22 protein-coding genes are annotated in these 25,802 nt (G+C 58.2%); 11 read left to right on the top strand and 11 right to left on the bottom strand.

All coding sequences use genetic code 11. The annotated features are described in order from the left end of the window. Positions 1-88: 88 nt before the first annotated feature. Genes ACX3VQ_RS11050 through ACX3VQ_RS11080 form a run of 7 tightly spaced genes read right to left on the bottom strand, consistent with a single transcriptional unit; the run spans position 89 to position 7,548 of the window. Complete coding sequence (locus ACX3VQ_RS11050) at positions 89-694, bottom strand: 3,4-dihydroxy-2-butanone-4-phosphate synthase (RefSeq protein WP_462581101.1); 606 nt, start codon at positions 692-694, stop codon at positions 89-91. Beyond that, positions 694-1,269, bottom strand: a complete 576-nt coding sequence (locus tag ACX3VQ_RS11055) for an NADPH-dependent FMN reductase (RefSeq protein ID WP_462572681.1) — start codon at positions 1,267-1,269, stop codon at positions 694-696. Before ACX3VQ_RS11055 ends, ACX3VQ_RS11050 begins: the two co-directional genes overlap by 1 nt. Continuing rightward, positions 1,266-2,765, bottom strand: coding sequence for a glycerol-3-phosphate dehydrogenase (locus ACX3VQ_RS11060; protein WP_462581214.1), 1,500 nt, complete (start codon positions 2,763-2,765; stop codon positions 1,266-1,268). The genes ACX3VQ_RS11055 and ACX3VQ_RS11060 overlap by 4 nt, the downstream gene beginning before the upstream one ends. 7 nt (positions 2,766-2,772) lie before the next feature. Then, on the bottom strand, positions 2,773-3,570 hold the full coding sequence (locus tag ACX3VQ_RS11065; protein WP_462581103.1) for an LLM class flavin-dependent oxidoreductase: 798 nt from the start codon (positions 3,568-3,570) through the stop codon (positions 2,773-2,775). Next, positions 3,570-4,484: an aldo/keto reductase gene (locus tag ACX3VQ_RS11070; protein ID WP_462581105.1), complete on the bottom strand. Its 915-nt coding sequence runs from the start codon at positions 4,482-4,484 to the stop codon at positions 3,570-3,572. Before ACX3VQ_RS11070 ends, ACX3VQ_RS11065 begins: the two co-directional genes overlap by 1 nt. Further along, on the bottom strand, positions 4,481-5,494 hold the full coding sequence (locus ACX3VQ_RS11075) for a LacI family DNA-binding transcriptional regulator (protein ID WP_462581106.1): 1,014 nt from the start codon (positions 5,492-5,494) through the stop codon (positions 4,481-4,483). The genes ACX3VQ_RS11070 and ACX3VQ_RS11075 overlap by 4 nt, the downstream gene beginning before the upstream one ends. Next, on the bottom strand, positions 5,491-7,548 hold the full coding sequence (locus ACX3VQ_RS11080; protein ID WP_462581108.1) for an alpha-glucosidase: 2,058 nt from the start codon (positions 7,546-7,548) through the stop codon (positions 5,491-5,493). The genes ACX3VQ_RS11075 and ACX3VQ_RS11080 overlap by 4 nt, the downstream gene beginning before the upstream one ends. 123 nt (positions 7,549-7,671) lie before the next feature. Here ACX3VQ_RS11080 and ACX3VQ_RS11085 point away from each other — a divergent pair, with 123 nt between their 5' ends. After that, positions 7,672-7,872 carry a hypothetical protein gene (locus tag ACX3VQ_RS11085; protein ID WP_462581109.1) on the top strand — a complete coding sequence of 67 codons (201 nt, stop codon included), beginning with the start codon at positions 7,672-7,674 and terminating at the stop codon, positions 7,870-7,872. Positions 7,873-7,906: 34 nt separating this feature from the next. On the opposite strand, the gene ACX3VQ_RS11090 is transcribed toward ACX3VQ_RS11085, so the two are convergent. Together ACX3VQ_RS11090 and ACX3VQ_RS11095 are read right to left on the bottom strand one after the other, a co-directional pair. Further along, complete coding sequence (locus ACX3VQ_RS11090) at positions 7,907-8,944, bottom strand: LacI family DNA-binding transcriptional regulator (RefSeq protein ID WP_462581110.1); 1,038 nt, start codon at positions 8,942-8,944, stop codon at positions 7,907-7,909. Further along, positions 8,945-10,279: an MFS transporter gene (locus ACX3VQ_RS11095; RefSeq protein WP_462581112.1), complete on the bottom strand. Its 1,335-nt coding sequence runs from the start codon at positions 10,277-10,279 to the stop codon at positions 8,945-8,947. Positions 10,280-10,452: 173 nt separating this feature from the next. Between ACX3VQ_RS11095 and ACX3VQ_RS11100 the strand changes: the two genes are divergently transcribed. The 6 genes from ACX3VQ_RS11100 (at position 10,453) to ACX3VQ_RS11125 (ending at position 18,149) form a co-directional block, all read left to right on the top strand. Then, positions 10,453-12,924 (top strand): TonB-dependent receptor, encoded by a 2,472-nt coding sequence (locus ACX3VQ_RS11100; protein WP_462581113.1) that lies wholly within the window; start codon positions 10,453-10,455, stop codon positions 12,922-12,924. An 80-nt stretch (positions 12,925-13,004) separates the two neighbouring features. After that, on the top strand, positions 13,005-14,120 hold the full coding sequence (locus ACX3VQ_RS11105) for a glycoside hydrolase family 68 protein (protein WP_462581115.1): 1,116 nt from the start codon (positions 13,005-13,007) through the stop codon (positions 14,118-14,120). Next, positions 14,117-14,992 carry an ROK family protein gene (locus ACX3VQ_RS11110; RefSeq protein ID WP_462581116.1) on the top strand — a complete coding sequence of 292 codons (876 nt, stop codon included), beginning with the start codon at positions 14,117-14,119 and terminating at the stop codon, positions 14,990-14,992. The genes ACX3VQ_RS11105 and ACX3VQ_RS11110 overlap by 4 nt, the downstream gene beginning before the upstream one ends. 458 nt (positions 14,993-15,450) lie before the next feature. Then, a complete protein-coding gene (locus ACX3VQ_RS11115; protein WP_462572666.1) occupies positions 15,451-15,960 on the top strand; it encodes a PilZ domain-containing protein in 510 nt (169 codons plus the stop codon). A 273-nt stretch (positions 15,961-16,233) separates the two neighbouring features. Continuing rightward, complete coding sequence (locus ACX3VQ_RS11120) at positions 16,234-16,659, top strand: hypothetical protein (RefSeq protein WP_462581117.1); 426 nt, start codon at positions 16,234-16,236, stop codon at positions 16,657-16,659. A 359-nt stretch (positions 16,660-17,018) separates the two neighbouring features. Continuing rightward, positions 17,019-18,149 (top strand): cell wall hydrolase, encoded by a 1,131-nt coding sequence (locus ACX3VQ_RS11125; protein WP_462581118.1) that lies wholly within the window; start codon positions 17,019-17,021, stop codon positions 18,147-18,149. Between the two features lie 64 nt (positions 18,150-18,213). Here ACX3VQ_RS11125 and ACX3VQ_RS11130 read toward each other — a convergent pair whose 3' ends face one another. Beyond that, positions 18,214-18,876 carry a LuxR C-terminal-related transcriptional regulator gene (locus ACX3VQ_RS11130; protein WP_462581119.1) on the bottom strand — a complete coding sequence of 221 codons (663 nt, stop codon included), beginning with the start codon at positions 18,874-18,876 and terminating at the stop codon, positions 18,214-18,216. A 246-nt stretch (positions 18,877-19,122) separates the two neighbouring features. Then, positions 19,123-19,725, bottom strand: a complete 603-nt coding sequence (locus ACX3VQ_RS11135) for a polysaccharide biosynthesis/export family protein (RefSeq protein ID WP_462572661.1) — start codon at positions 19,723-19,725, stop codon at positions 19,123-19,125. 284 nt (positions 19,726-20,009) lie between these two features. On the opposite strand from ACX3VQ_RS11135, the gene ACX3VQ_RS11140 reads away from it, so the two are divergent. The 4 genes from ACX3VQ_RS11140 to ACX3VQ_RS11155 all read left to right on the top strand — a co-directional run bounded on the left by ACX3VQ_RS11140 (position 20,010) and on the right by ACX3VQ_RS11155 (position 25,796). Then, on the top strand, positions 20,010-20,759 hold the full coding sequence (locus ACX3VQ_RS11140; RefSeq protein ID WP_462581120.1) for a sugar transferase: 750 nt from the start codon (positions 20,010-20,012) through the stop codon (positions 20,757-20,759). Beyond that, the gene (locus ACX3VQ_RS11145; protein WP_462581121.1) at positions 20,759-22,453 is read left to right on the top strand and encodes an outer membrane beta-barrel protein; all 1,695 of its coding nucleotides are present in this window, start codon (positions 20,759-20,761) and stop codon (positions 22,451-22,453) included. Before ACX3VQ_RS11140 ends, ACX3VQ_RS11145 begins: the two co-directional genes overlap by 1 nt. Positions 22,454-22,522: 69 nt before the next feature. Then, entirely contained in the window at positions 22,523-24,658 is a 2,136-nt protein-coding gene (locus tag ACX3VQ_RS11150) for a GumC family protein (RefSeq protein WP_462581122.1), read from the top strand. A 34-nt stretch (positions 24,659-24,692) separates the two neighbouring features. After that, a complete protein-coding gene (locus tag ACX3VQ_RS11155; protein WP_462581124.1) occupies positions 24,693-25,796 on the top strand; it encodes a glycosyltransferase in 1,104 nt (367 codons plus the stop codon). Positions 25,797-25,802 lie beyond the last annotated feature (6 nt).

The following is a 25,802-nucleotide window of genomic DNA, read 5'->3' on the forward strand; positions in this document are numbered from 1 at the left end:
TATTGTCGGCCGACCGTGAGAGGCCGAAGGAGTTCAGGCCATAGCGATCCGCCATTATCCGATGGCCCTGTCAAAAGGATCGGACGCTTCACTCCTCGCCGCGCAACTCGAGTAATTGAGCGATATCGCAAACTTGCAGGCCCCGTTCCGAAACGAGATGGCCGATGTCTTCTATCCGCGCCATCTCGCCATCATCGCGCATGATCGAGCAAATGACAGCGGCGTCGCCTGCGCCGGCCCGGCGGCACAGCTCGATTGAGGCCTCTGCCGCAGCAGGTCGCACGCTAACGCCGCCCTCGGCCGTGATGAGCGGAAACACATGCCCCGGTGAAACCAGATCACCTGCTGCCGTATCGGGCGCAACCGCAACTTTGATGGTATGCGCGCGATCGGCAGCGGAGATGCCCGTCGTAACTCCCCTCGCCGCCTCGATCGAACGGCCATGCGGCCTGCTAGATTGCTGGTCCGGGCCTGGATTGATCAGCTCGATCCCCAGATCGGATGCACGTTTCGGGGTGAGCGCCAGGCAGATGAGGCCGCGCCCGTGGGTTGCCATGAAATTTATCGCATCTGGCGTGACATGGCGGGCAGCCATACAAAAATCGATGTCGCCGCCGCGCAGCCGATCACCGGTGATGATAATCATGCGCCCCCCGGCAAGCGCGTCCAACGCCGATTGAAGCCGGTCCATCATCACGCCCCATCTTCGAGTGATGCGAGCGCACGGGCGCCACGAAAGGTCTGGCGACCGACCAGTTCCAATTGGAGCCGGGCACGATCTTCAAGGCATTCCCCATCAGGCGAGAACAATCCGTGATAGGTCCGGATTGTGGCCCCCATCGGGGTAGGCCAGCCGCGCAGCGCATGAACGATGCTGCGCAGCGTCAACAGCGTGCTCATGGTTGCCTGGTCACCATAGGCGGTCGTGATCAGGCCAACCGCGCGCCCATCGAGATAGGGCCGCTCGTCCCGGGAAAGGTCCTCCAGATAGTCGAGCGCGTTCTTGACCAGGCCTGAAATTGTCCCGTGATAGCCGGGCGCGGCAATGATGACACCATGGGCTTGCCTCACTGCCTCGACCAGTTCGTTGCCACTGCCGGGTTCATGGCCTGCGCCCCGGTAATGGGGCAGGCGGCCAAGATACTCTCCGCCGAAGATACGGGTTTCGGCGCCCTCGCTCGCAGACTGTGCAGCCGCAAGGCGCAGTGCCTGTTCGGTGGTGCTGCCGGGGTTTACCGTGCCTCCGATGCCAACGATCCTAACAGTCATGCACAAACCTTTTCATTGAGATAGCCAGCAAGACGCTCTGTTTCTTGGGGCGAGAACCGCAGCCCTAGCTTGGTCCGGCGCCACAGGATATCTTCAACAGTCAGGGACCATTCCCGTGTAACCAGATAATCGACTTCGGCTTGCGTGAGACCATGGCCGAAATGATATCCGCAGTCCTCCAGGGCGCGCGCGTCACCCAAAATCTCCATTGCCAGCATACCGTAGGCATGGGCCAGCCGGACGGCCCAGTGCGGTTCGAGAAACGGATAGCGGGCGCGCAGTTCGGCGATCCTTGTCGCCACCGTGCCGACAGCGAAGTCACCGCCCGGTAACGGCACCCGATCGGTCCACCCATCCCCCTTGAGTTGCGGTAACCGCTGCGCCATTTGCTCTACCGCTTCCTGCGCCAGATGCCGGTAAGTGGTGATCTTTCCTCCGAACACGGAAAGGATCGGGGGGCCGTCATCCTCGTCTGAAAGGTCGAGATAATAGCCGCGGGTCGCCGCTTCGGGCTTGCCTGAACCGTCATCGATCAGTGGGCGCACACCGGAATAGGTCCACACGACGTCACCAGGAGTAACAGGCTGTCTGAAGAACCGGCTTGCTCCTTCGCACAGATAGACGATTTCCTCGAAGCTCGCCTCGACATGGTCCAGCCCCCCATGGTGATCGGCATCAGTGGTTCCGATCAGCGTGAAATCGTGCTCATAAGGAATGGCAAAGAATATCCGCCCGTCCGGCAGTTGGAAGAAATAGGCGTAAGGGTGATCAAACAGCTTGCGCACGACGATGTGCGAACCGCGCACCAACCGCATGCCGCGCTCGGCGGGTTCATGCGCCAGCCCTAGCAGCTTGAGCACCGCCGGGCCGGCGGCATTGACCACGGCGCGGGCATGGAAGGTCTTGCCGCCTGCATCGATCCGCCACAGCTCGCCCTCGCGCGTCAAAGCTGTCACGCGGCAGCGCGTATGGACCTCAGCCCCGCGATCGGCTGCATCCCGGGCATTGAGCACCACCAGCCGGGCATCATCGACCCAGCAGTCCGAATAGACGAAGGCTTTCGCAAATTCGGGCTTGAGCGGCGCGCCCGCTGGGTGATTGGCCAGCGCGATATTCTCGGTCGCGGGCAGCAGCTTGCGCCCGCCGATATGGTCGTAAAGGAACAGCCCCAGCCGCACCAGCCAGCGCGGGCGAAGGCCCTGGACATGTGGCAGCACGAAGCGCAGCGGCCATACGATATGCGGCGCAATTGACCAAAGACGCTCACGTTCCGACAGCGATTCCCTGACCAGGCCGAATTCGAAATGCTCCAGATAACGCAAGCCGCCATGAATCAGCTTGGTTGAGGCAGATGAAGTCCCGCTGGCCAGATCGCCTGCCTCAAGCAGCACGACCTTGGCCCCGCGTCCCGCCGCATCGCGGGCGATACCGCAGCCATTGATCCCGCCTCCGATGACGGCAAGATCGAAAATATCGGGTTCAGGATCAGCCACCACTGCCAACTCAGAACTGCAGCGGTGCGTGTGCGATTTGCGGCAACACGTAGCGTGCGAACATGTCGCATTCGTTCACATGCGGATATCCCGAGAGGATGAATGCCTCGATCCCTTCGTCCTGATAGGCGCGCAGCTTGGCCAGAACCTGGTCAGGTGTACCGACAATGGCTGCACCGCAACCCGACCGGGCACGACCGATACCGGTCCACAGATTGTCCTCCACAAAGGCATCGCCACCGGCTGCACCGCGCAGCTCGGCCTGGCGCTGTACCCCGTAATTCTTCGCGTCGAGCGATTTTTCACGGATTGCCCGCCCGGCTTCGTCATCCAGCTTTGACAGCAAGCGATCGGCATAGGCGCGCGCCTCAGCCTCGGTCGCGCGGCGATAGCGCGGGCCGCTATCGAGCTTCTGCCCAGGCATGTCGGAAGAAATGATGTTGACGTTTAGGCGTCCTCCTGTGCCCGCTGCGTCAGGCCCCAGGATGCGGTCAAGCGTAGCGATCCGCCGGGCAAGTTGCGGCGGCCAATCCTCGCCGATGCGGGTCGCCCACAGCAATTTCATGCGCTTGATCTGAGTTGCCACGGCGGCGGCGAAAACAGTTGTATCCAAGCCCAGTTCGTAGCCAGAAGGCAGCAGGATATTGTCAAAGCCACCCTCTTCGGCGCGCAGCACGATGTTGCGGCAATGCTCCCAGCTCGATTTCAGGTACTGGTCAGGGACGCCAAGGAATTCATAATCATCGTCACACAGCGCTGAGAACCAGGCGATCTCGCATTGCTGCCTACCGGTTTGCTTGTCAGTCATCAGGGAAGCCTCTCTCCTCTTGCGGCCACCAGCACCGCGTACCAATCCTGCCGGCTCCAGCGCATGTCCAGCGCTTGCACCCCTTCGGTTATTCGGGCCGAATTTTGTGATCCAATGATCGGAACAATCCCGGCAGGGTGAGCCATCAGCCAGCCATAGGCAGCAACCGAACGGCTCACGCCCTGCGCCTCGGCGATCCGGTCAAGCTGTGCCGCCACCTCCCTTTCGCAAGCGGATACTGGTGACAGCAGCCTGCCGCCGCCAAGCGGTGACCAGGCAAGCGGCGTCAGGTCCTTACGCATCGCCTGGTCAAGTTCGCCATTTTCGAAACAGGCAATTCTGAGCGGGCTAATCTCAGGCTGGGTGGCTACCAGTTTGTGACCAAGAAAATGATCCAGCGCGTCAATCTGGGCGACCGTGAAATTCGATACGCCAAGCGCACGGATCTTGCCCGCATCCACGGCATCATCAAGTGCCTTTGCCACCTCCTGCGGGTGCGCCAGGATGTCAGGACGATGGATCTGATAGAGATCGATCACATCGGTATTCAGGCGTTTGAGCGATGCATCAATCGCATGCGAAAGATATTCGCGCGACTGGTCATAGGGGAGCGGCGGGCGAATGCCGCCCTTGCTGGCCAGCACCATCCGTTGGCGCAGGCCGGGTTCCGATTGCAGCACTTCGCCAAGCAGCGCCTCGGCATCGCCAAACCCGTCTGCCCCATCGAAACCATATATGTCGGCCGTATCGAACAGTGTTATTCCGGCATCGAGCGCCGCATGGACAAGCCGTGCCGCATCACCCGCGCTGCGTTCGCCTTCGGCAAGCCGCCACATTCCCCACGCAATCGGAGCGATCTCGATACCGCTTTGTCCCAACTGACGGTTGGCAGGTGGAGGCAGCAATGCGTTCATATTTCTGTCCTTTTGGGCGCCGTTATCGAAGCGCGTTCGACCAATCGGTGCGGCAGTCGGCGGTGCGTGATATCGCCGCCATTGACGAGGATTTCAGCAGCGCTCCGGGCAAGTTCTACCATCGGCTGGTGAATGGTTGTGAGTGGCGGCCAAACCGTCCGCGCAAGCGTGGTATCATCAAAGCCCGCAACCGAAAGTTCGCCGGGCAAGTTCATGTTGCGATCATGTGCCACTGCCAGAACTCCGGCAGCCATATCATCATTGGAGGCGAAGATTGCCGTGGGCGGACCGCTCATGTCCAATAGCAGGCGCGCAGCGCGCACCCCGCTATCAAAGTCAAACTCACCGTCGCACACCAGGCCGGGCTCGAAGGGTATTCCCGCGCGGTCGAGCGCGCGGCGATAACCGAACAGGCGCTCTTCACTTGCCATATGGCTCCTGTGGCCCTTGATGAAACCAATCCGCCGGTGTCCGCAATTGACGAGATGGGTTGTCATATCATCGGCAGCCTGCACATCGTCCATGAACACGGAACTTGTCAGCGCGTGGTTTGTACCGGGCGAAATCCGCACAAACGGAATGTCGAGCGCGTCAAGCGTCCGCAAAACCGGCTCACAATCGGTGACCGGCGATGACAGTATCAATCCGTCGACCTGCGTTTCCGAGACGAGGCCGCGCACCTGCTCGCCGACATCGGGATCTTCGACATCAACCGGCTGGGCAAGCAGGCGTATGCCCTTTTCATGGCAATAGTCCCAGCACCCCTTCTGGATCTGGAACATGTAGTAAGGGCTGTGATTGTCATAAATCAGCGCGATCTGGTTGGATTTCGCGCCTGACAGGATCCGGGCTGCGACGCTGGGCCGGAAATCAAGCGCTTTCATGGCCGATTCCACTCGTTCGCGCATTTCCTTGCTGACGTAGGGATGGCCGTTCAAAACCCGGCTGACAGTCTTGACCGCCACGCCTGCCTTGGCCGCAACATCCCTGATATTGGCCCGTTCGCTCATGCGGCGAGCACCTCCTTCAGACCTGAAAACAGCGTGGCATGCGCGCTGTCAGAGTTATAGAATACAGGCGGCTGTCCAATCGGCGCCGCAATCTCGTGCGTGCCGGGGGCAAAGTCCATGCCTGTCCAGGCGTGCCGCCAGGCCCGATCGCCCGGCAGGCTCACGCGGCGCGACGTCACGTCAGCTTCAATGACCGGTGCCACCAGCAGGTCGGCTCCGTACAGATATTGGTCCTGCACCGCAAACAGCCCGGTATCCTCAGGATAGTGCAGAAAGATCGGACGCTGCAATGGCAGCCCGCTCGATGCCGCCTCGCGGCAAAGCATGCGGACATATGGTGCAAGATGGGCGTGCACCCTGCTCCACCGCGCAAAGCAGCCCAGCAGCTCGGGCGTGCTGTCATACTGCAAATTCTCGTCGGGGCGATTGCCTTTATGGCTGCGCATTACCGGCGCAAATGCGGCAAGCTCGCACCAGCGCTGCATCAGTTCCTCAGTCCGGATATTGCCAAGCAACGAAGTGTATCCGCCGCAGTCCGAATGGCTATATGCATTACCGACAAGGCCTGCCGAAAGTGCAGCTGTGATTACCGTTCCAATCCCGTCATGGCGGGAGAAATCAACCGACTGGTCACCTGCCCAAAGCAACGGACAATGCACCTGCACCCCAGAAAATCCGGCCCGCATGAAGAACACCGCATCGCCTGTCTTGCCGCGCTTGGCCACGGCATGCGCGTTGACTTCGGCCCACAGCACCGGCCAATTGTTGTGCGCTTCCATCGGGTTCGACCCGTCAGACAAACGAACATCGGTTGGCAGATATTCGCCAAAATCGGCCATCCAGCCGGAGATGCCGATGTCGAGCATTTCGCGCCCCAATATCCTTTCGGCAAACCACTCGCGAGTTTCCTCGCGCGTAAAGTCGAGCACGCCGCAATCGAACTCGCCAAAATCAACCAGATAAACCTCATCGCTGTCCGGCCTGAGGCAGAGATGCCCGCCTTCGGCGGCTTCACGGTAGAGGCTCCCCTCTTTGCTTAGGTAAGGGTTGGCATAGGCAAGGAAGCGGATGCCGCGCTGTTTAAGGCGAGCGATATGCTGCGGCAAATCGGGGTATCGCCGCTCGTCGCGCTGCCAATCCCAGAACAGTCGACGGCCAAAGCTCGTCTCGCGGATGCCGGCCCAATCCTCGCACCACAATCCGGAGATAGCCGCCCCGGCCTCAATGAAACGCTCTAGCCGATCAAGGCTGCTCAATCCGTCTTTCAGACCGACGATCGCGCCGCCGATTGCCCATTCCGGCAATTCGGGCTGGCGGCCGAACCGGCCGGCCAATTGCTCCACCAGCCCGGCCGGGCCTTCATCCACAAAACATTCGAAGCGCGCTTCCCCGGCCCAGACCTCGACATTGTGCCGCGCCGGATCGGTGAAATCGAGCGCGCTGAAGCAAGTGGCATCAAGGTGCAGCGCCAACCAGCGCGAAGTAAGGAAGGTGGGCTGCGGATAATTGGTGTTCCAGTAATCACCGCCAGCCATTCCCTGCGCATCCATTTGCCGGGTAATCTCGCTCGACTTATCGCGGCCGACGCCGGGTTCGCTGGTCCACATCGGAAAGCGCCGTCCGTTGAGCGCCAGGTGACTCATCTGTTCGCCCCCGCCCCATACGGTTTCACCCGCTTCGGCATAAAGGCTCAACCAAAGCCGGTCAGCCGCCGGATTTTGAGCGCGCACGGTGAAACATTCATCGCCAAGCGTAATTCGGGCAACCGGATTGCCTTCGACGAGCAGATCGACGCCGCCAGGCCGCACCTGCCATTCGCGCGGCGTCAAATGATCGGTGGGGCTATCCTCGATCCGGAAATTGCCGCGATACATCTCCACAACGGGCGCGCCGCGAGCTATGACTACCGCAGGACAGTCCGAGGTATGGTGCAAGACGATTTTTCCCCTAACAAGGAGTTCGAACCCGCCAGAATCCTCCAAAACCCGCAGTTGCACGCGGAAAACCCCCTTCAAATCCCGATATGTGTTATTCTGATCACATACACGCCGCATCAATATGACACCGCTTGACATATCGCCGCGGCCAGCGCAAATCAAGCAGCAATTACGTTAAGGACGGGATGTGCCCCGGCGCAATCCTCGTCTGCTGGATGACATGGGAAGAGGAGGGATTTGATGAGGTACAACACCACCATGCGAGCGCGCGCGTTGGCCATTTCTGCGAGCGCTCTGGCTCTCGCAGTCAGCGTTCCTGCGCTGGCTCATGGCTGGGCGATTACTACCTGGCAGGTGGCGGGCAGTATCTGGGCCGCTGGCTGGATCACGGCTTCTCGGGGTAAAAGCGAGAGCCCGGAAGGATATGCTTCGGGCGGATGATTTGCCGGGGCGTCGTCAGTTTCTCCTGAAACTGCTATGCGGTTTCACGGGCTATCAAATGTGGTGGCAAAACCAGGCTTTCAGTATCCACGCCGGCAAGCCTCCGCAGGAGCAAATCTACAAGGCCTTTAGCTCCTGCGGCAATGTCCTGTCTCACAGTCGTAAGCGGCGGGACCGTCTGGCTCGCGATCGGTAGATCGTCGAAGCCGATCACTTTCACAGAATTTGGCACCGACACTCCACGCTCTCGAAGCTCTCTCAAGCAAGCAACCGCTACTGCGTCGGTGGCCGCAAAGATTCCATCGACCTTGCCTTCGATCTCGCTCAAATGCTCAGCGATCTCTCCGTTCATGCGATCAGCCGAAAGATGTGTAGGCAGCGCGCGGATCGGGATCGACATTCGATCGGCGATTTCTTTCGCACCGGCAAATCGGGCTGCGAACTCGATCGGCTCGGTATCGCCCAGAAAGGCAAGGCTCCTGGCCCCTGCGGCAATCAGCCTTTCAGCGGCGAGCTTGCCGCCGAGCCGGTTGTCACTGCCGACAACGCAGTGGCGCTGCCCCTCCTGGTGGTTGCCCCAAACAACCATTGGTAAATATCCATCGGCAATCTCTTCGATCCGGTCGAACTGGTCGGACTGGCCGATCACAATCACGCCATCGACTATGCCGGAGCCGATAAAGCGATCTAGCCAATCCTCATCCTGTGCCGGGATCACGCGCCGCAGCATCAGGTCATACCCCTTATCCGTGAGCTCATCGGCCAAATGGCCGAGCAGCGTCATGAAGAAGGTATCGGAAATCTGCTGATGCACATCGTGGCCAAGCGGAATGGCCACCCCTATCACGCCGGTCTTCTGCCTGCGCAGCTTGCTCGCCATCTGGTTGGGCCGGAACCCATGCTTTCGCGCAAGCGCTTCGATCTTTTCGCGCGTTTTGGCGTTGACCAGGCTCTTGCCTGCAAGTGCCCGCGATACCGTGCCCGGAGACACGCCTGCAAGCCTGGCCAGATCGGTAATGGTACGGACGGGCCGGCTAGTGTTTTCCGATTCAGGATGTTCGTGTTCGGACATTTAGCTTGCAATCGGTTCTTGCTCACGCGGTACGCGATGTCCAGCGTCAACAAACAGCGTTGCTATCGCCCCGGCAATCATCAGCATCCCGCCCAGCATCAGGACATTGCGCGGATCGCCGCCTAGTATCGGGTTGTAGATCAGCGGCATCGTCAATGTCTGGATCAACATGGGAATTACAATGAACATGTTGAAGATGCCCATATAAACTCCATTGCGTTCAGCCGGGATGGAATCCGCCAGCATCACATAGGTATTCCCCATCATTCCGGCCCAACCGATCCCGATCCCCAGCATCAGCACGAACAACGCGGCCGGTGTTTCGACCCCGGGCAGCATCAGCATGGCCGTGCCCGATGCAGTCAAGCAGGCCGCATGTACCAGCCTTGCGCCCAACCGGGCAACGATCGGGATCAGCGCGAGTGCACCGACAAAGGCGATGAAATTATAGAACGCACCGGCTTGCTGTGTGGTGAGCGTCGCTTCCCTGAAAGCGGCGCTTGACGGGTCACTGGTATCGTAAAGAGCCCGGCCAACGGCAAACGTCACATACTGCCAATAGGCAAACATTGCGTACCACTGACACAGCATGGCCACGGCAAGTTGTCGCATTGGCCTGGGCATGTCGCGGATGGCGTCGCCGATCTCGGTCAATGTGGCTTTGACAGTCATCGGCTTACTTTCGAGCACATCCTTTTCGTCATCGGTCATCGGCAACTCGGGAACGCGCCAGACCGACCAGACGATTGTCGAGATCGACAGGATCGCTCCGATCGTGAAGGCGATGCGTACGATAACCGGGATCCCGTTATCGTCGAGAACGTCGCGGGCGACGAACGCGGTCAGCAAAGTCGGAGCTAGATAGGAGAGGGTCTGTGCAAGGCCAGTAAATGCGCTTTGTGTGAGGAATCCCATGGAGCGCTGGCCGGGCAACAGCCGATCGGCAACATAGGCACGGTAGGGCTCCATTGTGATGTTGTTGCCCGCATCGAGTATCCAGAGCAGCGAAGCTGCCATCCACAGCGTGCTCGAATAAGGCATCAGGAAAAGGCTGATCGTGCAAATGATCGCGCCGATTAGGAAATAGGGCGTACGGCGGCCATAGCGCGAATTGGTGCGATCGCTCATCGCCCCCACGATCGGCTGGATGATGAGGCCGGTCATCGGCCCAGCCAACCACAGCAGCGGCATGGTAGCCTCGTCTGCGCCAAGGAAACCATAGATCGGCCCCATGTTGGCCTGCTGCAGCCCGAAACTGAACTGAAGGCCGAAAAAGCCGATATTCATTTCGATGATTCGCAGCAGTGAAAGCCGTGGTTTTCCGGCAGTTTGCATGATCAGATCCCTCTCCCGCACCAGCATTCCCCTGGCGTTGTGGCATTTTCGTGACATAGAACACCCGCAATTGCAAACGTTTGCAACTTTGTTATTGCAATCGTTTGCATTGGAATTATTCCTTGCCGCGAATCGCGCATTGATGGTGCGAGCCAATGAGGAGAGTTTTTGCCATGAAGTTTCGTCACGCTCTGGCTTTCGGCGTTGCGCTGAATGCCATTTCGACCCCCGCTTTCGCGCAGGATCAGTCCCCCGCCGCGAATGCCGGTTCGGCGCAAGAGGACAATGTCATCATCGTCACCGGTGTGGCCCGCAGCCAGAACCGCCTCGAAAGCTCGGTATCCATCAGCGCAGTCAGCGCAGAATCGATTGCCAACCTTAATCCGCGATCTTCTGCTGACCTTATTCGCCAGATCCCCGGCATCCGCTCGGAAGCCTCGGGTGGCGAAGGTAACGCCAACATCGCCGTGCGCGGCATTCCCGTGTCGACCGGTGGTGCGCGCTATATCCAGCTTCAGGAAGATGGGCTGCCGGTTCTCGAGTTCGGCGACATCGTTTTCGGCAATGCTGACAATTTCGTTCGTGCAGATCGCAATATTGCCCGGGTTGAAGCGATCCGCGGCGGTTCGGCATCGACATTTGCTTCGAACTCACCCGGCGGCATCATCAACTTCATCTCCAAGACGGGCACCCAGGAAGGCGGCGCCATCCAGGGAACGGTTGGCGTGGATTTCGAGACCTACCGCCTCGACTTCGACTATGGCTCAAGCCTCAGCGAAGACACCTATTTCCACGTCGGCGGTTTCTACCGCACTGGCGAAGGTGCCCGCGACACCGGCTTTAACGGCAATAACGGCGGCCAGATCAAGGCAAACCTGACCAAGGAATTTGACAGCGGCTTCGTCCGCTTCTCCGCCAAATATCTGGATGACAGCACGCCCACGATCCTGCCCCAGCCCGTGTTCGTCGGCGGGACTGACAGCAATCCCGATTTCAACGCGATCCCAAATTTCGATCCGCGCCGGGATTCGCTTTACAGCCGCTTCATCACCAACGCGGTGACGCTGGATGGCGACAACAATCCCACCTCGTTCAATTTCAATGATGGCCTGTCGGTCAAGTCCAAGGCTTTCGGCGTAGAAGCCGAGGTCGAGTTCGCCCCCGGCTGGACGCTCAACAACAAATTCCGCTTTGCTGACAATTCGGGCAGCTTCCTCTCGCCCTTCCCGGCAAGCGCCGGAGATGCCCAGTCTATCGCTGACGGAATCGGCGGCGCGGGCTCGAGCATTGTTTTCGCAAGCGGGCCCAACTCCGGCTCGGTTGCTGACCCAGCCCTCATCGGCGGCAATGGCCTGCTGACCAATGTCGTGGTGTTCAACGTCCGGCTCAACAGCCTCGACAACATTACCAACGACATGCGCGTGTCGAAGGATTTCGATTTCGGTGGTGGTTCAGCCAGCTTCACGGCCGGCTTCTACGCATCGCGTCAGGACGTGAACACTGACTGGCTATGGACTTCGCACGTCCAGACGGTTGAAGGCGGCGGAAACGCCGTGCTGGTCGACATCCTCGATGCGAATGGCGATCCGGTGACACAGAACGGCGTCGTCGGTTTTGGAGCCAGCTTCTTCGGCAACTGCTGCCGCCGCAATTACGATGTTCGCTACGACACATATGCGCCCTTCGCTTCGCTTTCGCTCGAACTCGATCGCCTTACCCTCGATGGCAGCATCCGCTATGACTTCGGTGAGGCTGACGGCACGATCACCGGATCGGACAGCGGCTTTGGCATTGGCCTGACGAGTTTCGATTTCAACAATGACGGCGTGATCGATCCAGCTGAGGCGCAAACCGGCGTCTTGCCGCTGACCGATGCCCGCTCGGTCAATTACGACTACGATTTCTTCTCGTTCTCGCTAGGTGCGAACTATCTGCTCACCGATGATCTCTCGATCTTCGCACGTTACAGCCAGGGCGGGCGCCATACGGCAGACCGGAGCCTGTTCTCACCTGCGGTCAGCGCAGTCGATGGCGATACGCCCGGCGGTGACGGCGGGGTGATTGCAGACGTCAATCAGCTGGAGGCAGGCCTGAAGTACCAGGGTGGAGGTGCCTCGCTTTATGCCACCGCCTTCTACGCCGAAACGAGCGAAACCAATGTCGAAATCGCACCACTCGTGCTCACAGACACGGACTATGAAGCATTCGGTATCGAGCTCGAAGGCGCTTACAGAATGGGTCCGTTCTCGATTTCGGCCGGTGCAACCTGGACGGATTCCGAAATCAAGCGGGCGCTCGACGCCAGCGTGGTCGGTAATACTCCTCGGCGCCAGGCTGACTTCGTCTATCAGGCCACTGCACAATATGAAGATGACTTCATCACGGCTGGCCTGAATGCCATCGGCACGACTGACAGTTTCGCGCAGGATTCCAACCAGCTGAAATTGCCGGGCTATACTCAGGTCAACGCCTTCCTTGCGGTGCGACCGCTTGAACGTCTTGAACTGTCGCTCAACGCGAACAACCTCTTCAATGACTTCGGCTATACCGAAGCGGAAGAGGGCTCGATTCCGGCCAACGGGATCGCGCGCGCGCGTTCCATCGCCGGTCGTACGATTTCGGCTTCGGTCCGCGTCAATTTCTGACCGGACGAGGACTGGGCCGACCGGATTCCTCCCTTCCGGTCGGCCCTTATTTTTTCTGACGCTTTGACTAGGGTGCTGGAATGACCACAGCCTGGACCGCCGATTGCGTGCGGAAAATCGATCTGCAGCATGCGTCGCGCGTGCCGGTCATTCACACAGTCGGCCGATCCGAACTCGATCCTGACCGCGTCTATTGGGACATGTGGCCGGTCCAGGATCTTGACGGGCGCATCGCGAACCTTGGCGGCCGCGAATTATGGATGGCGCTGTCTGCTCCAAGGCGTGACGATCCTGCACTTCGCCACTTCGAAGCGAAGATTCGCCTGCTCGAACGGCAAAGCGATTGCTGGATCGATCGGGGCGATGCATTGCCTGATTTTCCGGTTGATTATGAACGCGAATGGGCAGGCTCGGCGGTGAGCGATGGCACCAGCGTAACGCTATATTTCACCGCCGCCGGAACCAGCGATCGTCCGGGAGGCTATCAGCAGCGCATTGTCGAATCCCATGCAGTCATCGGTTCCGATGGCTTGCCCGAGGCCTGGACTGCGCCACGGCCAAGTTTTGCTGATCAGTCGCCGCACTACATGCCTGCCAACGCGCACGAAGGCGAAGCTGGCAAGATCAAGGCCTTCCGCGATCCGGCATATTTTCGCGACCCCGCGGACGGAAAGGAATATCTCATCTTCACGGCCTCGCTCGCCGGTTCCAAAAGCGCGCACAATGGCGCGGTCGGCATCGCGCGCCGAAGCGCCGATGGCTGGCAACTGATCGCCCCGCTGATCCACGCAGATGGCGTGAACAACGAACTCGAGCGCGCCCATGCGGTTTTCCATGACGGACGCTATTACGTGTTCTGGGTTACCCAGAACGCCACATTCGCGCCGGACTTGCAGCACGCGCCCACCGGGCTTTATGGGATGGTGGCGGACAACCTGCTGGGCGATTATAGGCCGCTCAACGGCTCTGGTCTCGTGATTGCCAATGCCGAAGATGAACCGTTGCAAAGCTACAGCTGGTTCGTCACGAAAGAGCTGTTGGTATCAAGCTTTGTCGACTTTTATGGATTGAAGGGCAGATCCTTGCCAGAACAGGCGCATGAGGCGAGCAAATTCTTCGGCGGTGCTCCCGCTCCCTTGCTGCAACTGTGCATCGATGGTGATCGATGCAATTTGGCCAAGCCGGATTTGACATGACTGAAACTGGCCAGAAGCTGTTGGGAGCGATTGAGGCGGGCGGCACGAAATTCGTTCTTGCTGTGGGTCATTCGCCGTCAGAAATCACCGCCCGGCACACGATACCAACCCGAGATCCGGCGACCACCCTGGCACAAGCTGCTGAATGGTTTGAAGGCCAGGGCAATCTTGGTGCTCTCGGCATTGCCAGCTTTGGCCCCGTCGAGCTCGACAGAACGTCGCCTGACTGGGGGCACATCACAAACACTCCCAAGCCAGGCTGGGCGCTTTGCGACATTGCCGGGTATTTTTCCGAGCGGCTTGGCGTGCCAATCGGATTCGATACTGACGTAAACGCTGCAGCACTTGCAGAATACAAGCACCGTCCATGCAAGAATGCCACATCGCTCGCGTATGTCACTGTCGGAACCGGCATCGGCGGAGGTCTGGTGATCGATGGAAAACCGGTTCATGGTGCAGCCCACCCCGAAATGGGGCACATTTTCCCGCAGCGCCATCCAGCCGACAAGCGTTTCAGCGGTATCTGCCCACATCACGGCGATTGCCTGGAAGGACTGGCGAGTGGGCCGGCAATCAAGGCCCGCTGGGGCGATTCATTGTCGCAGCTTCCTTCAGATCACGAGGCACACGAAATAGTCGCCGCCTATCTGGCGCAGCTTTGCCATACGCTTATTGCCATTTCGGCAGTGGAGCTCGTCGTGCTCGGCGGCGGGGTTATGAAGACAAATCGTCTGCTCGAGCTGATCAATGCGCGAGTTTCCGAACTGGGAGCGAGCTACTTCCCCGGACAGTCCAAGCACAGGATTGTTGCGCCGAGCTTGGGTGACGATGCCGGGATCATTGGAGCGCTAACCTTGGCGCGGACCGCTTGACGTCCGCTTTCGGGAACTTGGAAACTGAGACTTAACGCCTTGGACGAGGTGCAAGGTGTCGTCGGCCAAACGCCAACCACTCACCGCATGTGGCAATGTATGGTAACCGCGAAGCGGATTGGCCGGTTTCCTGCGTGTTGGCGGCCGGATGGACTATCCGTTCGGCCTCAGCCGCCACCAGTTGCAATCGGTGTGATGAAGCCCAAGGGCTCTGATATCGCCCGAGAACGTCAACAGCCGGTATAATGCGTCTAATGTGAGCCCCTCATCCTCACCGCGCCTGCTCAACCATGGTATAGTGCTCCTAACACCAATGTCCTGTTGATAGATCGGCTGCATCCTGACAACACGTGCCTATTGCGCGCCGAGTCCCAGCACGAAGAATTGCAAGCGAACCGGAAGATGTGTGAGAAAGTTTAGAGGTTCAGTGCCTCTCGCAGGCTAAGGTTATTTACCTGATGGGTAAATTCGTCCGTCCATTGAAAGGTGAAATTCAGCGGGAAAACCGCAGCGATGAGCGGCGCACGCTTCGTTTGTCGGCAAGGGTCTCCTCTTCAAGCGATTGGGCTCAGGTTCTGATCCATGACCTGTCCGAAACAGGGTTGATGTTCGAAACCTCTGCCGGGCTTGCGATCGGCGAGATTGTCTCTGTCGATTTGCCATATATCGGCAAAAGCGAGGCAAGAATCGTATGGAAGGAAGGGGGCTCCCTGGGGTGCGAATTTTTGGTCCCCGTATCTCGAAAAACTGTAAGTGCTGCCTTGTTGCAGGCGTCCCGCGATCTGCGGGATAGTGAAATCGAGACGACCGTTGAGGAATTTCCAGTCGGTATCAAGCCAAGCCTGGAGGATTTGACAAAGTGGAGACTGAACTTTGAACAAACCAAGGCCGCGCAGGGTTACAGACTTGTCGGGTTTCGGCAGGCACCCGATGGCATGACTATCGCCATGATAACGAAGACAAACTGATCAAACGCGGCCCATTGTTTCGAATTCAGGGCTGCCAAAGCGATTAAGCCATTTTCGAGGTTCATCTGCGCGCATACTGCAATCAAGCGCTGTCGGCCCAGCGGCTTCGCTGCTGCACCACTCCCCCCTCTTTTGGATTATATCCGTTGTGGGACTGATCATGTTACGCTCGTTCGTATAGATGTTCGGGGTGCGAGCCAGAGACATATTGTACCCATTGAACCGGATGAGAACTGGCCATGCGGTCTGTGCTTGTTTTGAGGGGTGACTGCGATGAATAGCAATGAAGAGCAAGAACGCCGGCGGAGCTTGGCCGAGATTGAGGTTGATCTCATAAAGGCCGAGAACGCATTCGCCGATGCCGATGCGCGTTTCAAAAAAGCGCAGCATGATCGCCGTGAAGCGATCAACATGATCGACAAGCACCAAGTCGAAATGGATGAGTGCTTTACCGAATTGCGCCAGCGCAGTGTGCCAGGCTCGAAGTGGCGCCAAGAGTCTGGCGAACCCGGGGAGACATTAGTGCTTCATTCGGAGGACATCGTGTCAGGAGAAGCACGGCAAACTACGGACGACGAACGCCTGACATCGGAGTCGACCAAGAAGGCTCTCGGCAGGGATTTCGATCGCTTGAGGGAATCTGCCAACTCAACGGCAGAAGACCCGGTGCTCAAAGTCGTTTCCGGCCCAAGAAGGTAGAACCCTCCAAGCTCCTGCCTTAGTCGCCGCTGAACTCGGTTGAGTGATCTCAACTGCCAATTGTGTCCGGCTGCAGTCGGCTGCCCAGATGCCGAAAATTGGCTTGGCCTGTCATCCTCCGCGATGAGCTGCGTGACGCGGCGCCATGGCTGGCCGCGCGAATTGTGATCATTATGGGGCCGATCACTAACTCCAAAGCGCAATAGCCGTGCAACTGCGATGGATGGTAGACCTCAAGACTTGCTTGATGTCGCATTGGGAGCCGAATGAGGAACCCCTCGAACACCGGTATCGCTAGACAGAGTCTTACGAATTTCGCGAGATTGCGCCAGCTCGTGCAAGGGTCTCTGCCGAAGTTTATGTCCTTGGCATTCGCCGGTAGCGTCGCAACTTTCGTCATCGTTTCCGGCCCGCACCAAAGGCCCGATTGGCGGACGCAGGATGACCTGTCTGGCGGTGCAGACAAGGCCGACCATCGTGCAAGAGCGCACCCGGATGATCCAGACGGCGCCTCGCTTTTTCCGGCGAGCGCAGGTGCCGCCTTAGGCTTGTCAGGATTATCGAAGGCCGAACCGTTCCACTATCAGGGTACGCCGCTCAACCGTGCAAGAGCCGCGGAATGTCTTGCAGCCGCAGCATGGTATGAAGCCGGCGATGATCCGGCCGGGCAACGGGCGGTTATTCAGACCGTGGTCAACCGGGTGAACCACCCGAGCTGGCCCAATTCGTTCTGCGGTGTCGTGTTTGAAGGATTCGAACGGCAGACCGGGTGCCAGTTCACCTTCACTTGCGACGGCTCGCTCAAACGGCGCCAGCCTTCAGGTGCCGCATGGAAACGCGCCATCCTGCGCTCAGAGCAGGCCCTGAACGGCTTCGTGGATGAGAGCGTGGGCGCAGCAACGCATTATCACGCTTCCTATGTGTCCCCCTGGTGGAGCGGAAAGCTTCAACGTTTGACCTCTGTTGGACCACATATTTTCTACCGCTGGGCTGGCGGAAAGGGAGCAAACCGGCAGCAAAGGCATCTTGGAACAGAGCAGGACTACAAGACGCTGGTGCTGAAGAGCGTAGAGCGGTTGAAGGTTTTTGAACTTGCTGCCACGCAGCCGACCGATCAGCTTTCGGATCGCATTGAGGCAGCCATACCAGAAACCGCGCCGGATGCGGCAGCCATGCTACCTGATCGTGCCATATTCCTGCCTCTTAAGGAAAGCGAAGCAAGCGGCCGGTGGGCACTTGCGGCAATGAAATCCTGCAAGGGCCGCCAGGATTGCCAGGTTTTCGGCTATGATGATGGGGATGACATCAAGCGGAATCAGGCTCGAGCCGCGCAAGAGCGGGAACGACCAATTTTTCTGTTTGTTCGCGATGCAGCTTCGGCAATGACCCTCGCGCTGTGGGACTGCCAGAGGGTTGAGCGGCCGCGGAAAAGCGAATGCCTGCCGATCGACAGACGGGCGCTGACCGAACTTATGCGAGAGCGCGGTTAATCAGGTTGGTCTTTACGCGAATTCCGCGCTGTGCGGCTCAGCTATTGACGGCCGGTAGCCGGTGCTATGCGGCCATGTGATAGTTTGAAAAACCTCTCGTGCTCGCCCAGATTGCAGCTTGCGTTCTGTTGCTCACATCCAACTTCCGAAGAATGGCTTTCACGTGCACCTTCACGGTGGCTTCGCAAACGTGAAGCTCGCGCGCAATGACCTTGTTGGAGTATCCCGCCATAAGGCAGCACAGCACATCGCGTTCACGTACTGAAAGGTTCGCGCTCTCCATCTCATGCTCCAGATCTCCGCCCGGCACAGCGTGATCCAGATTATGCCGACTTAGCACCTCCGCAAGCTCGGACGGCAAAACCTTTTGTCCAAGTGTTACCAGGCGAAGCGCGGCTATAAGAGGCTGCGAGCTCATCGATTTGACGATATAACCGGCCACTCCGGCATCGAAGCATTCGACCATGCTGCTTATTTCGAATTTTTCAACGAGAATGGCAATTTTTAACCCAGGGTAAGCCGCGTTGATCGCCCTTACGGCCTCCATCTGGGTCTCGTGATCCTGCAAATCGATCACGACCGAGCAGTCAGGATCGATCCCCGATTCAACAATTCGGCTGACATCTCGACATGAAATAAGAATATTGAATCCATCCGAAGACAGAATTCGATGCAGTCCTTCACGAGAAATATCGTGCAAGCTGACTAAGCATAGGTCGCTGGACATGGCCGTTCCTTGGCAATTTCGATGTTTACCCCAGACCGTTCAGACCAATAACCACGGTTGGAATTATTATCGAAAAATTGCCGTGGCAGCGACTCCGAACGGCGAACACGAATGATGCGGTAATGCGACTAACAAATCAATGATCTTTTTTAACCAGCCCAAGGAAGTCGCATTACGGGACAGTCTGGGAAACAGGTTCTCGGGCTTTATCACGCTGCCAAGGCGCAAGAACAACCCCAGGGTGGCTCAGAAAAACGCCTCCTGCACGATAATCGTATCGCCAGGGGCAACCTTCAGCGCAGCTTTTTCCAGCTTGATCAGTTTGCTTTCCGCCCAGTCCTGGCGCTTCAGCACAACCGACGACTTTTGGGCACGTGGTGTGAAGCCGCCTGCCTTCGCAACAGCTTGCTCCAAGGTAAGCTCACCCCCATGCGGGTACGCGCCAGGCGCAGCGACTTCGCCAAGAATAAAGAAGGGACGATATTCGAGGATGTCTACGGAAACTCTAGGATAGAGCACATAGCCGCCAGCAGACAGCTTTTCCTCTATGATCTGCGCAACCTGCCTGGGATTCATGTTCTTCACCATGATGGGCTCCAGCAGCGGCAGAGATATGGCTCCCCCCATCCCCACATCATATTCTCCGGTCAGCGGCTCTTCATCGAATACCGTTACCTTCAGCTTGTCTCCTGCATCGATGAGATAACCCGTTGCGAGCTCGCTGTTGGCTTGCGACACGGTCATGACCGCCAGGTTATTCGACGCGCATGCCGCAGCCAGGCCGAACAATGCGGTAAGGATTGCTCCCCTGAACAGTCGCCGCATCGAAACGATCGTTGCTTCAGACATGCAATCTTCCCTTTTCCTGACAAATCCGAATGATGGATTTCGCGCCACTCGGTTTTAGTTGGGTTAGGCCATGCCGACTTACCTTTGAATTACCATTTGGGGGGATCTGCGCGGGTTTTCGGTCGCCCCCGTTAGCCCCTTTGGTTGGACTAGACTTACAACCGATGCGCGATTGTTCATGTGGCCATTCTGGTGAAGCTTGTGGTTCTGGTACCCGTTGGATCGAACCGATTTCCGGACGAGCCAACGGCCCCAGTTAATCAGCAACCGAACAACCGAGCGCCATGCACACGACCAAACATGACAGTGCCCTGAGAGATGCAAAAGCATCTGGCGACACGCTGTTTTTCGGCGCGAACTCGTCGCTTTCCGAACGTGAGCTGATCGTGATGGCATCCGATCTGGCCACACAATCCCGAGCGACGAACGGGCTGCTGGTTCGGGTGCGCGACATAGCGATTTCGGCCGCCATGCTCGTTGTGCTTTTCCCGGTGATGGCACTTGCAGCGTTGCTCATTGCAATTACGAGTCCGGGCCCGGTCGTATTCAAACAGACGCGCGTTGGCATGAACGGGCGGGGTTTCGGCTGCTACAAATTCCGCTCGATGCGGATTGACGCGGAAGAGCATCTTGCAAGTTTACTTGAAACAAAGGCAGAGCTCCGACACGAATGGGACCGCAATCATAAGCTTAGCCGCGATCCGCGAATAACCCCGATCGGCCGGTTCTTGCGGCATTCCAGCATCGATGAGCTGCCCCAATTGATCAATGTCATCCGTGGCGACATGAGCCTGGTGGGGCCACGCCCGATCGTGTCTTCCGAAGTGCCAAAGTACGGTCGCTACATTACGAGCTATTTCAGTGTCAGGCCCGGCCTGACTGGCCTTTGGCAAGTTACCGGTCGCAACGATTCGACTTATCGCCGCAGGGTCGCAGCCGATGTACTGTATTCCCGGTCGAAATCGCTGTGGTTCGATTTCAAGATCTTGCTGTTGACCATTCCCGCAGTGATCACAGGCAAAGGATCTTGCTGATGCGCCATTTGTCCGATCACCAGACCAACCAGAACAAGATGGCCCAGAGCGCCAGGGCAGCTGGCAAAGCGAAAAGTACACCACGGGCAAAGCTAGGGCGCTGCGGCTTTCGATCACAACGAGGCCGAGAGCTGGTTGGTTTGGAAGATTCCAGCATGCTGATCGCACTATCCATAGTGGTTATAGACCTACTCCTTTTGGCTGAAAATTTCTATAGGGGAATTGGTTTAGGCATCACCCGTGTCCTAACCCTGCTGAAGGCTCGCAAGTCTTCTGCGGCCAAGCAACGCCGCTCTCAGCGGACCCGGCCCATCAAGAACTCGGGCTTGGGAAAGAATTTCGGGCAGGAGCTTGAGGACCTGGCGTTCATCATCTGCTTGGCGTTTGTGCCGAGGAGGCGAAATTCCAAATCCATGTATGAGGCGATCTCGGCCAGGGCATTGTCTGGAAGAAGGCACCATGGCGGCATCATTTTGCGTCTCGCTGCCTTCACGTGCATGTGCCTCGTGGCCCCGAGACTGGCACTGGCCGAAGCGCCAGAAGTTGTAACGCCGGTCAAGCTGTTCGATCCGGATTCAGGCGAAGGGGTCAGGGTTTCGCCGGGGTTCATCCTGTATCCGCAGGCGATCGTGGACCTGACCTACGACACCAATATCTATAATGTCGATTCCGGCGAGATCGAGGACGGTGTCGTGTCGCTAAGGCCGGCCTTCGCCCTTCGGTCCGACTTCTCGCGGCACGCTGTCAGCTTGGAAGGCGCCGCTGAACTAAGGCGATACTTCGACATATCCGATGAGAATAGCGAACAATACAGGCTGAACGCCCGGGCTCTGTTGGAGCTGGGCCTTGGCATCGATGTTTCGGCCAATGCGGGGTACAACCGGGGGATCGAACGGCGCGGGACGGCTGGCGATATATTCTTCAGCGACGAGCCTATTTCATTCCATGAAAAAACGGCCGGAATCGAAGTGGCGCGGACCGGGAACAAGCTGGAAATCGCGCTTGGGGCCGGTGTCATCAAACGAGACTATTCGGACACCGTGCTCGGTGGGGCGCCAATCGATCTTTCGTTGCGCGATGTCACTGTGCGCAAGGCGAAATTCAGGGCTGACTTGGGAGTCAACGCCAAGACCAAGATCTTCGGCGAATTGCGCGGCAATGAAATCGATTACCAGATTGCGACCATCCCCTCGCGAAACTCGAGCGGATATGCGGCGCTGATCGGTGTCAGGCATGAACTCACCGGCCTGATCGATCTGGAGGCAGGCGTTGGCTATATCAGCCAGGATTTCGACGACCCTTCGATCAAGTCGGCAGGCGAAATAAACTACCGGCTTGCAGCGAGCTGGACTCCTTCGCCGAAATGGAAACTTGACGCCAGCGCCAGCCGTCTTGTCGATCCGAGCAGGAGCCAGGAAGCGCCGGCAATCATCACAAGCGAATTCAAGCTCTCAGCGCAGCACGCCATCGGCGATCGCGTCTTGGTAGGCGCCGAGGCCGGCTACCTGGAGGAAGAGTACAAGACCACCCTCCGCAAGGACAAACGCGCATTTGTATCCGGATCAACAACTTACAGGTTAGCGGACAGGATCGGAGTTTTCGTGTCGGTTGGATACCGCGACCAGGACGGGGGAGCATTCGGCCGTTCATACAAGGGCTTTGCAGGCACCATAGGCCTGCGATCGGCATGGTGAGGTCGAAATGAAACGGCAGCGCCAGCTCAATAATTATCGTTTCTGCTGCAGGAAACGTGGAGATCATGGATGAGTGGATCGACTGATCTGGTCAGGGCAGGCGCGCCTGGTACCGGAATGACCAATTATGGTGCATATCCACCGGCCCAGACCGACCGGCTAGATTTGCGCGAGAGCGTAAGTTTCTTCCATCGGCAGCTCAAGCTGATCCTGCTGGTAACAGCCGCGGCCCTGCTGGCCGGTCTGGCGATTTCGCTGTTGGCTGGAAAGACATACCGCGCGGAAGCGACCGTGATGTTGACGAACGATGCAGCGATCGTAACTCAATCGACATCCACACTTTCGGCCCAGCCTGTGTTGAGCGATGAAGTGGTCGAGACGCAGATACAGATCATCACTTCTCAGGAGATGGCCCAACGCGTGGCTCAGGAGCTGGCCCTCACCGAAGGCATGTCTGACAGCGATCAGCGTGCCCTTCTTGAACAGCTCCAGGAAGATGTTTCAGCAAGGCGGGCGGGCGAAAGTTACGCCTTGGCCATTTCCTTTGAGGCCGAGGAGGCAAAGGCTGCTGCCGATATAACGAACGAATTTGCACGCCAGTTCGTCAATTGGGAACTCGATTCAGAAAAGCAGCGAAATGCAGAGGCCCGCAATATCGTGGAGCAACGCCTGGCCGAGCTGCGCGATCAGGCTCAGGCCGACACTCAGGCACTCCAGCAATACAGGATAAAGAATAACCTGCTCAGCACTTCGGGCGCATCCCTTACAGAGCAGGAAATCGCAACCTACAACCAGGAGGTAACAACAGCGCGTGCGGCAGCGGCAGCAGACCAGGCGCGGCTGCGAACCGCCCTCGCCCAGCTCAGTTCCGGTTCAACGGGGGATGATGTCGGTGAAGCGCTGGATTCGCCGGTCATTTCCTCATTGCGCTCCCAGGAAGCCCTGGCTGCGACCAGCGTTGCAGACCTGTCGGCGAAATACGGCCCCAATCACCCACTGCTCATTCGCGCGCAGAGCCAGCTGGACGAGGTTCGGCGCAGGATCGAAGCAGAGATCGGTCGAGTAGTTTCCAACCTGAGGGCCAAGCAGGACGTCTCGCAACAGCGCCTCGCATCTTTGACTTCCAGTCTCGCTGCGGCGCGCGGTCGGCTTTCCCAAAACAATGATGCAATGGTTGGTCTCAGCGAACTGGAGCGCGCCGCCGAAGCATCTCAAGGCATCTACGAAACCTATCTTAACCGCTTCAAGGAGCTTATTGCAGCGGAAGGCAGCGAAAAGCCGAGTGCAAATATCCTCACCTTGGCGGAAGCACCAATCTTTCCCGCTTCGCCGAACATAATCCTCAATATGGTATTGGCATTGGTCATTGGCCTGGGCCTGGGAGTATTGGCAGCCTACATCAAGGAAGCCCTGTTCCATGGTCTTTCCACGCCCGAAGAAGTGGAACGCGACCTGGGCATTCCGTGCCTGGCGTCGATCCCGCTCCTGTCATCGATCGACGATGGCAACGACCACCCGGCAACGGCCATACAGGATGCTCCGAAATCGGGATTCTCAGAGGCGTTCCGTTCGCTCGGCGCATCGATTGATCTGGCCACGCAGGGACAGGCAAAAGTTATCGCGATTACGTCCGCGCTGCCCAACGAAGGCAAAACGGTCATGTCGTGTTGCCTGGCCAGCGTATTGGCGGCGGGCGGGATGCGCACCATGCTGATTGATTGTGATTTGCGCAGGCAAGGCATCAGCCGGCTGCTGAACATGCAGGCAGGGCAAAAAGGTCTTATCGATGTATTGAAAGGGACGGCGCCGATCGATTTTGAGCAATATGTAGGAGAGAATGTCTTCTGCGTTCTTCCGCTGTCACCAAGCGCGGAGGAACCGGAGCACCTGCTGCGCGGACAGGAATTCGTGGACCTCCTGGAGCGGCTTCGCGGCCATTTTGACAGGATCATTCTCGACCTGCCACCAGTCCTTCCGATAGCCGCCTCTCGCATATTGGCGGGCCGCGCCGATGTTGTTGTATTTGCAACAAAATGGCGCGCAACTTCGAAGTTTGCGATCCGCGCCGCGCTGAGGAGGCTCCCACCCGACAAGGTCAATGTCCTTGGCGCCGTGCTTAACGGTGTCAACATGAAACGCCGGTCGTTCCTCGATCCGCACGACCCGTATTTCTATTATTCGCAGTACAAGGAATATTATGCCTAGACTGGCCGCCGAGCGGACGGGCTTGGATCATTCTTTGATCAATGGAACCTTTTCGGAACGGCGCGTGGCGATTGTGCACTATTGGTTTGTCGCAATGCGCGGCGGCGAACGGGTGGTCGAGCGGCTCCTGCGGATCTTCCCGAATGCCGACATTTTTACCAATGTCTATGACCCGCGCAGCATGTCGGCGACCCTGAAGCAGGCGCCGATCAAAGCGGGTTTCGTCAACCGGCTTCCGCTCGCACGGCGTTTGTATCAATATTACCTGCCGCTGATGCCGATGGCGCTCGAGTGCCTCGATCTCACTGCCTATGACCTTGTCATAAGCAGTGAATCCGGCCCTGCAAAAGGTGTGATCACCCGGCCAGACGCGATGCACCTGTGCTACTGCCATTCCCCCATGAGATACTTATGGGATCACTATCACCAGTATCGCGCCGAAGCACCCTTGCTTGCCCGCGGGGCGATGCCGTTGATCTATCATCGCTTGCGTCAGTGGGACGTCACCTCAAGTGCCCGGGTCGACCAGTTCATTGCCAATTCCCATTTCATCCAGCAGCGCATCCGCAAGGTCTGGCGCCGCGAATCCGAGGTGATCCACCCTCCGGTCGATACCAGTCTTTTCCACCAGTCGGACGAGATTGATGACAACTACCTCTGGGTCGGACAGATGGTGCCTTACAAGCGCCCTGACCTTGCGGTTGAAGCCTTCAATGCAAACGGCTTGCCGCTGACCATGGTCGGCACGGGAAGCATGTTGAAGAAATTGCGGGCCATCGCGCAGCCGAATATCGTCTTTATCGATCGGCTCGATTTTGCCTCGCTCAAGAATGCCTACGCGCGTTGCAAGGCGCTGGTCATCACGGCGGAAGAAGACTTCGGCATTTCCCCTGTCGAAACCATGGCTTCGGGCCGACCCGTGGTCGCATACGGACGCGGCGGGGTAAGGGACAGCGTCGTACACGGCCAGACCGGGATCTTTTTCGACGAGCAGACGGCTGGATCGCTCATCGAAGCAGTCGAACAGATGGAGTTTTTCGTGAAGGACTTTGATCCTTCAGTGGCCATCAAACAGGCAAGCCTTTTCGAACCGGAGCAGTTCGACCGGAAGATATTGCAACTGGCGCAGCCGAACTGAGCGAAG

The organism is Altererythrobacter chaiwopuensis (assembly GCF_054957735.1).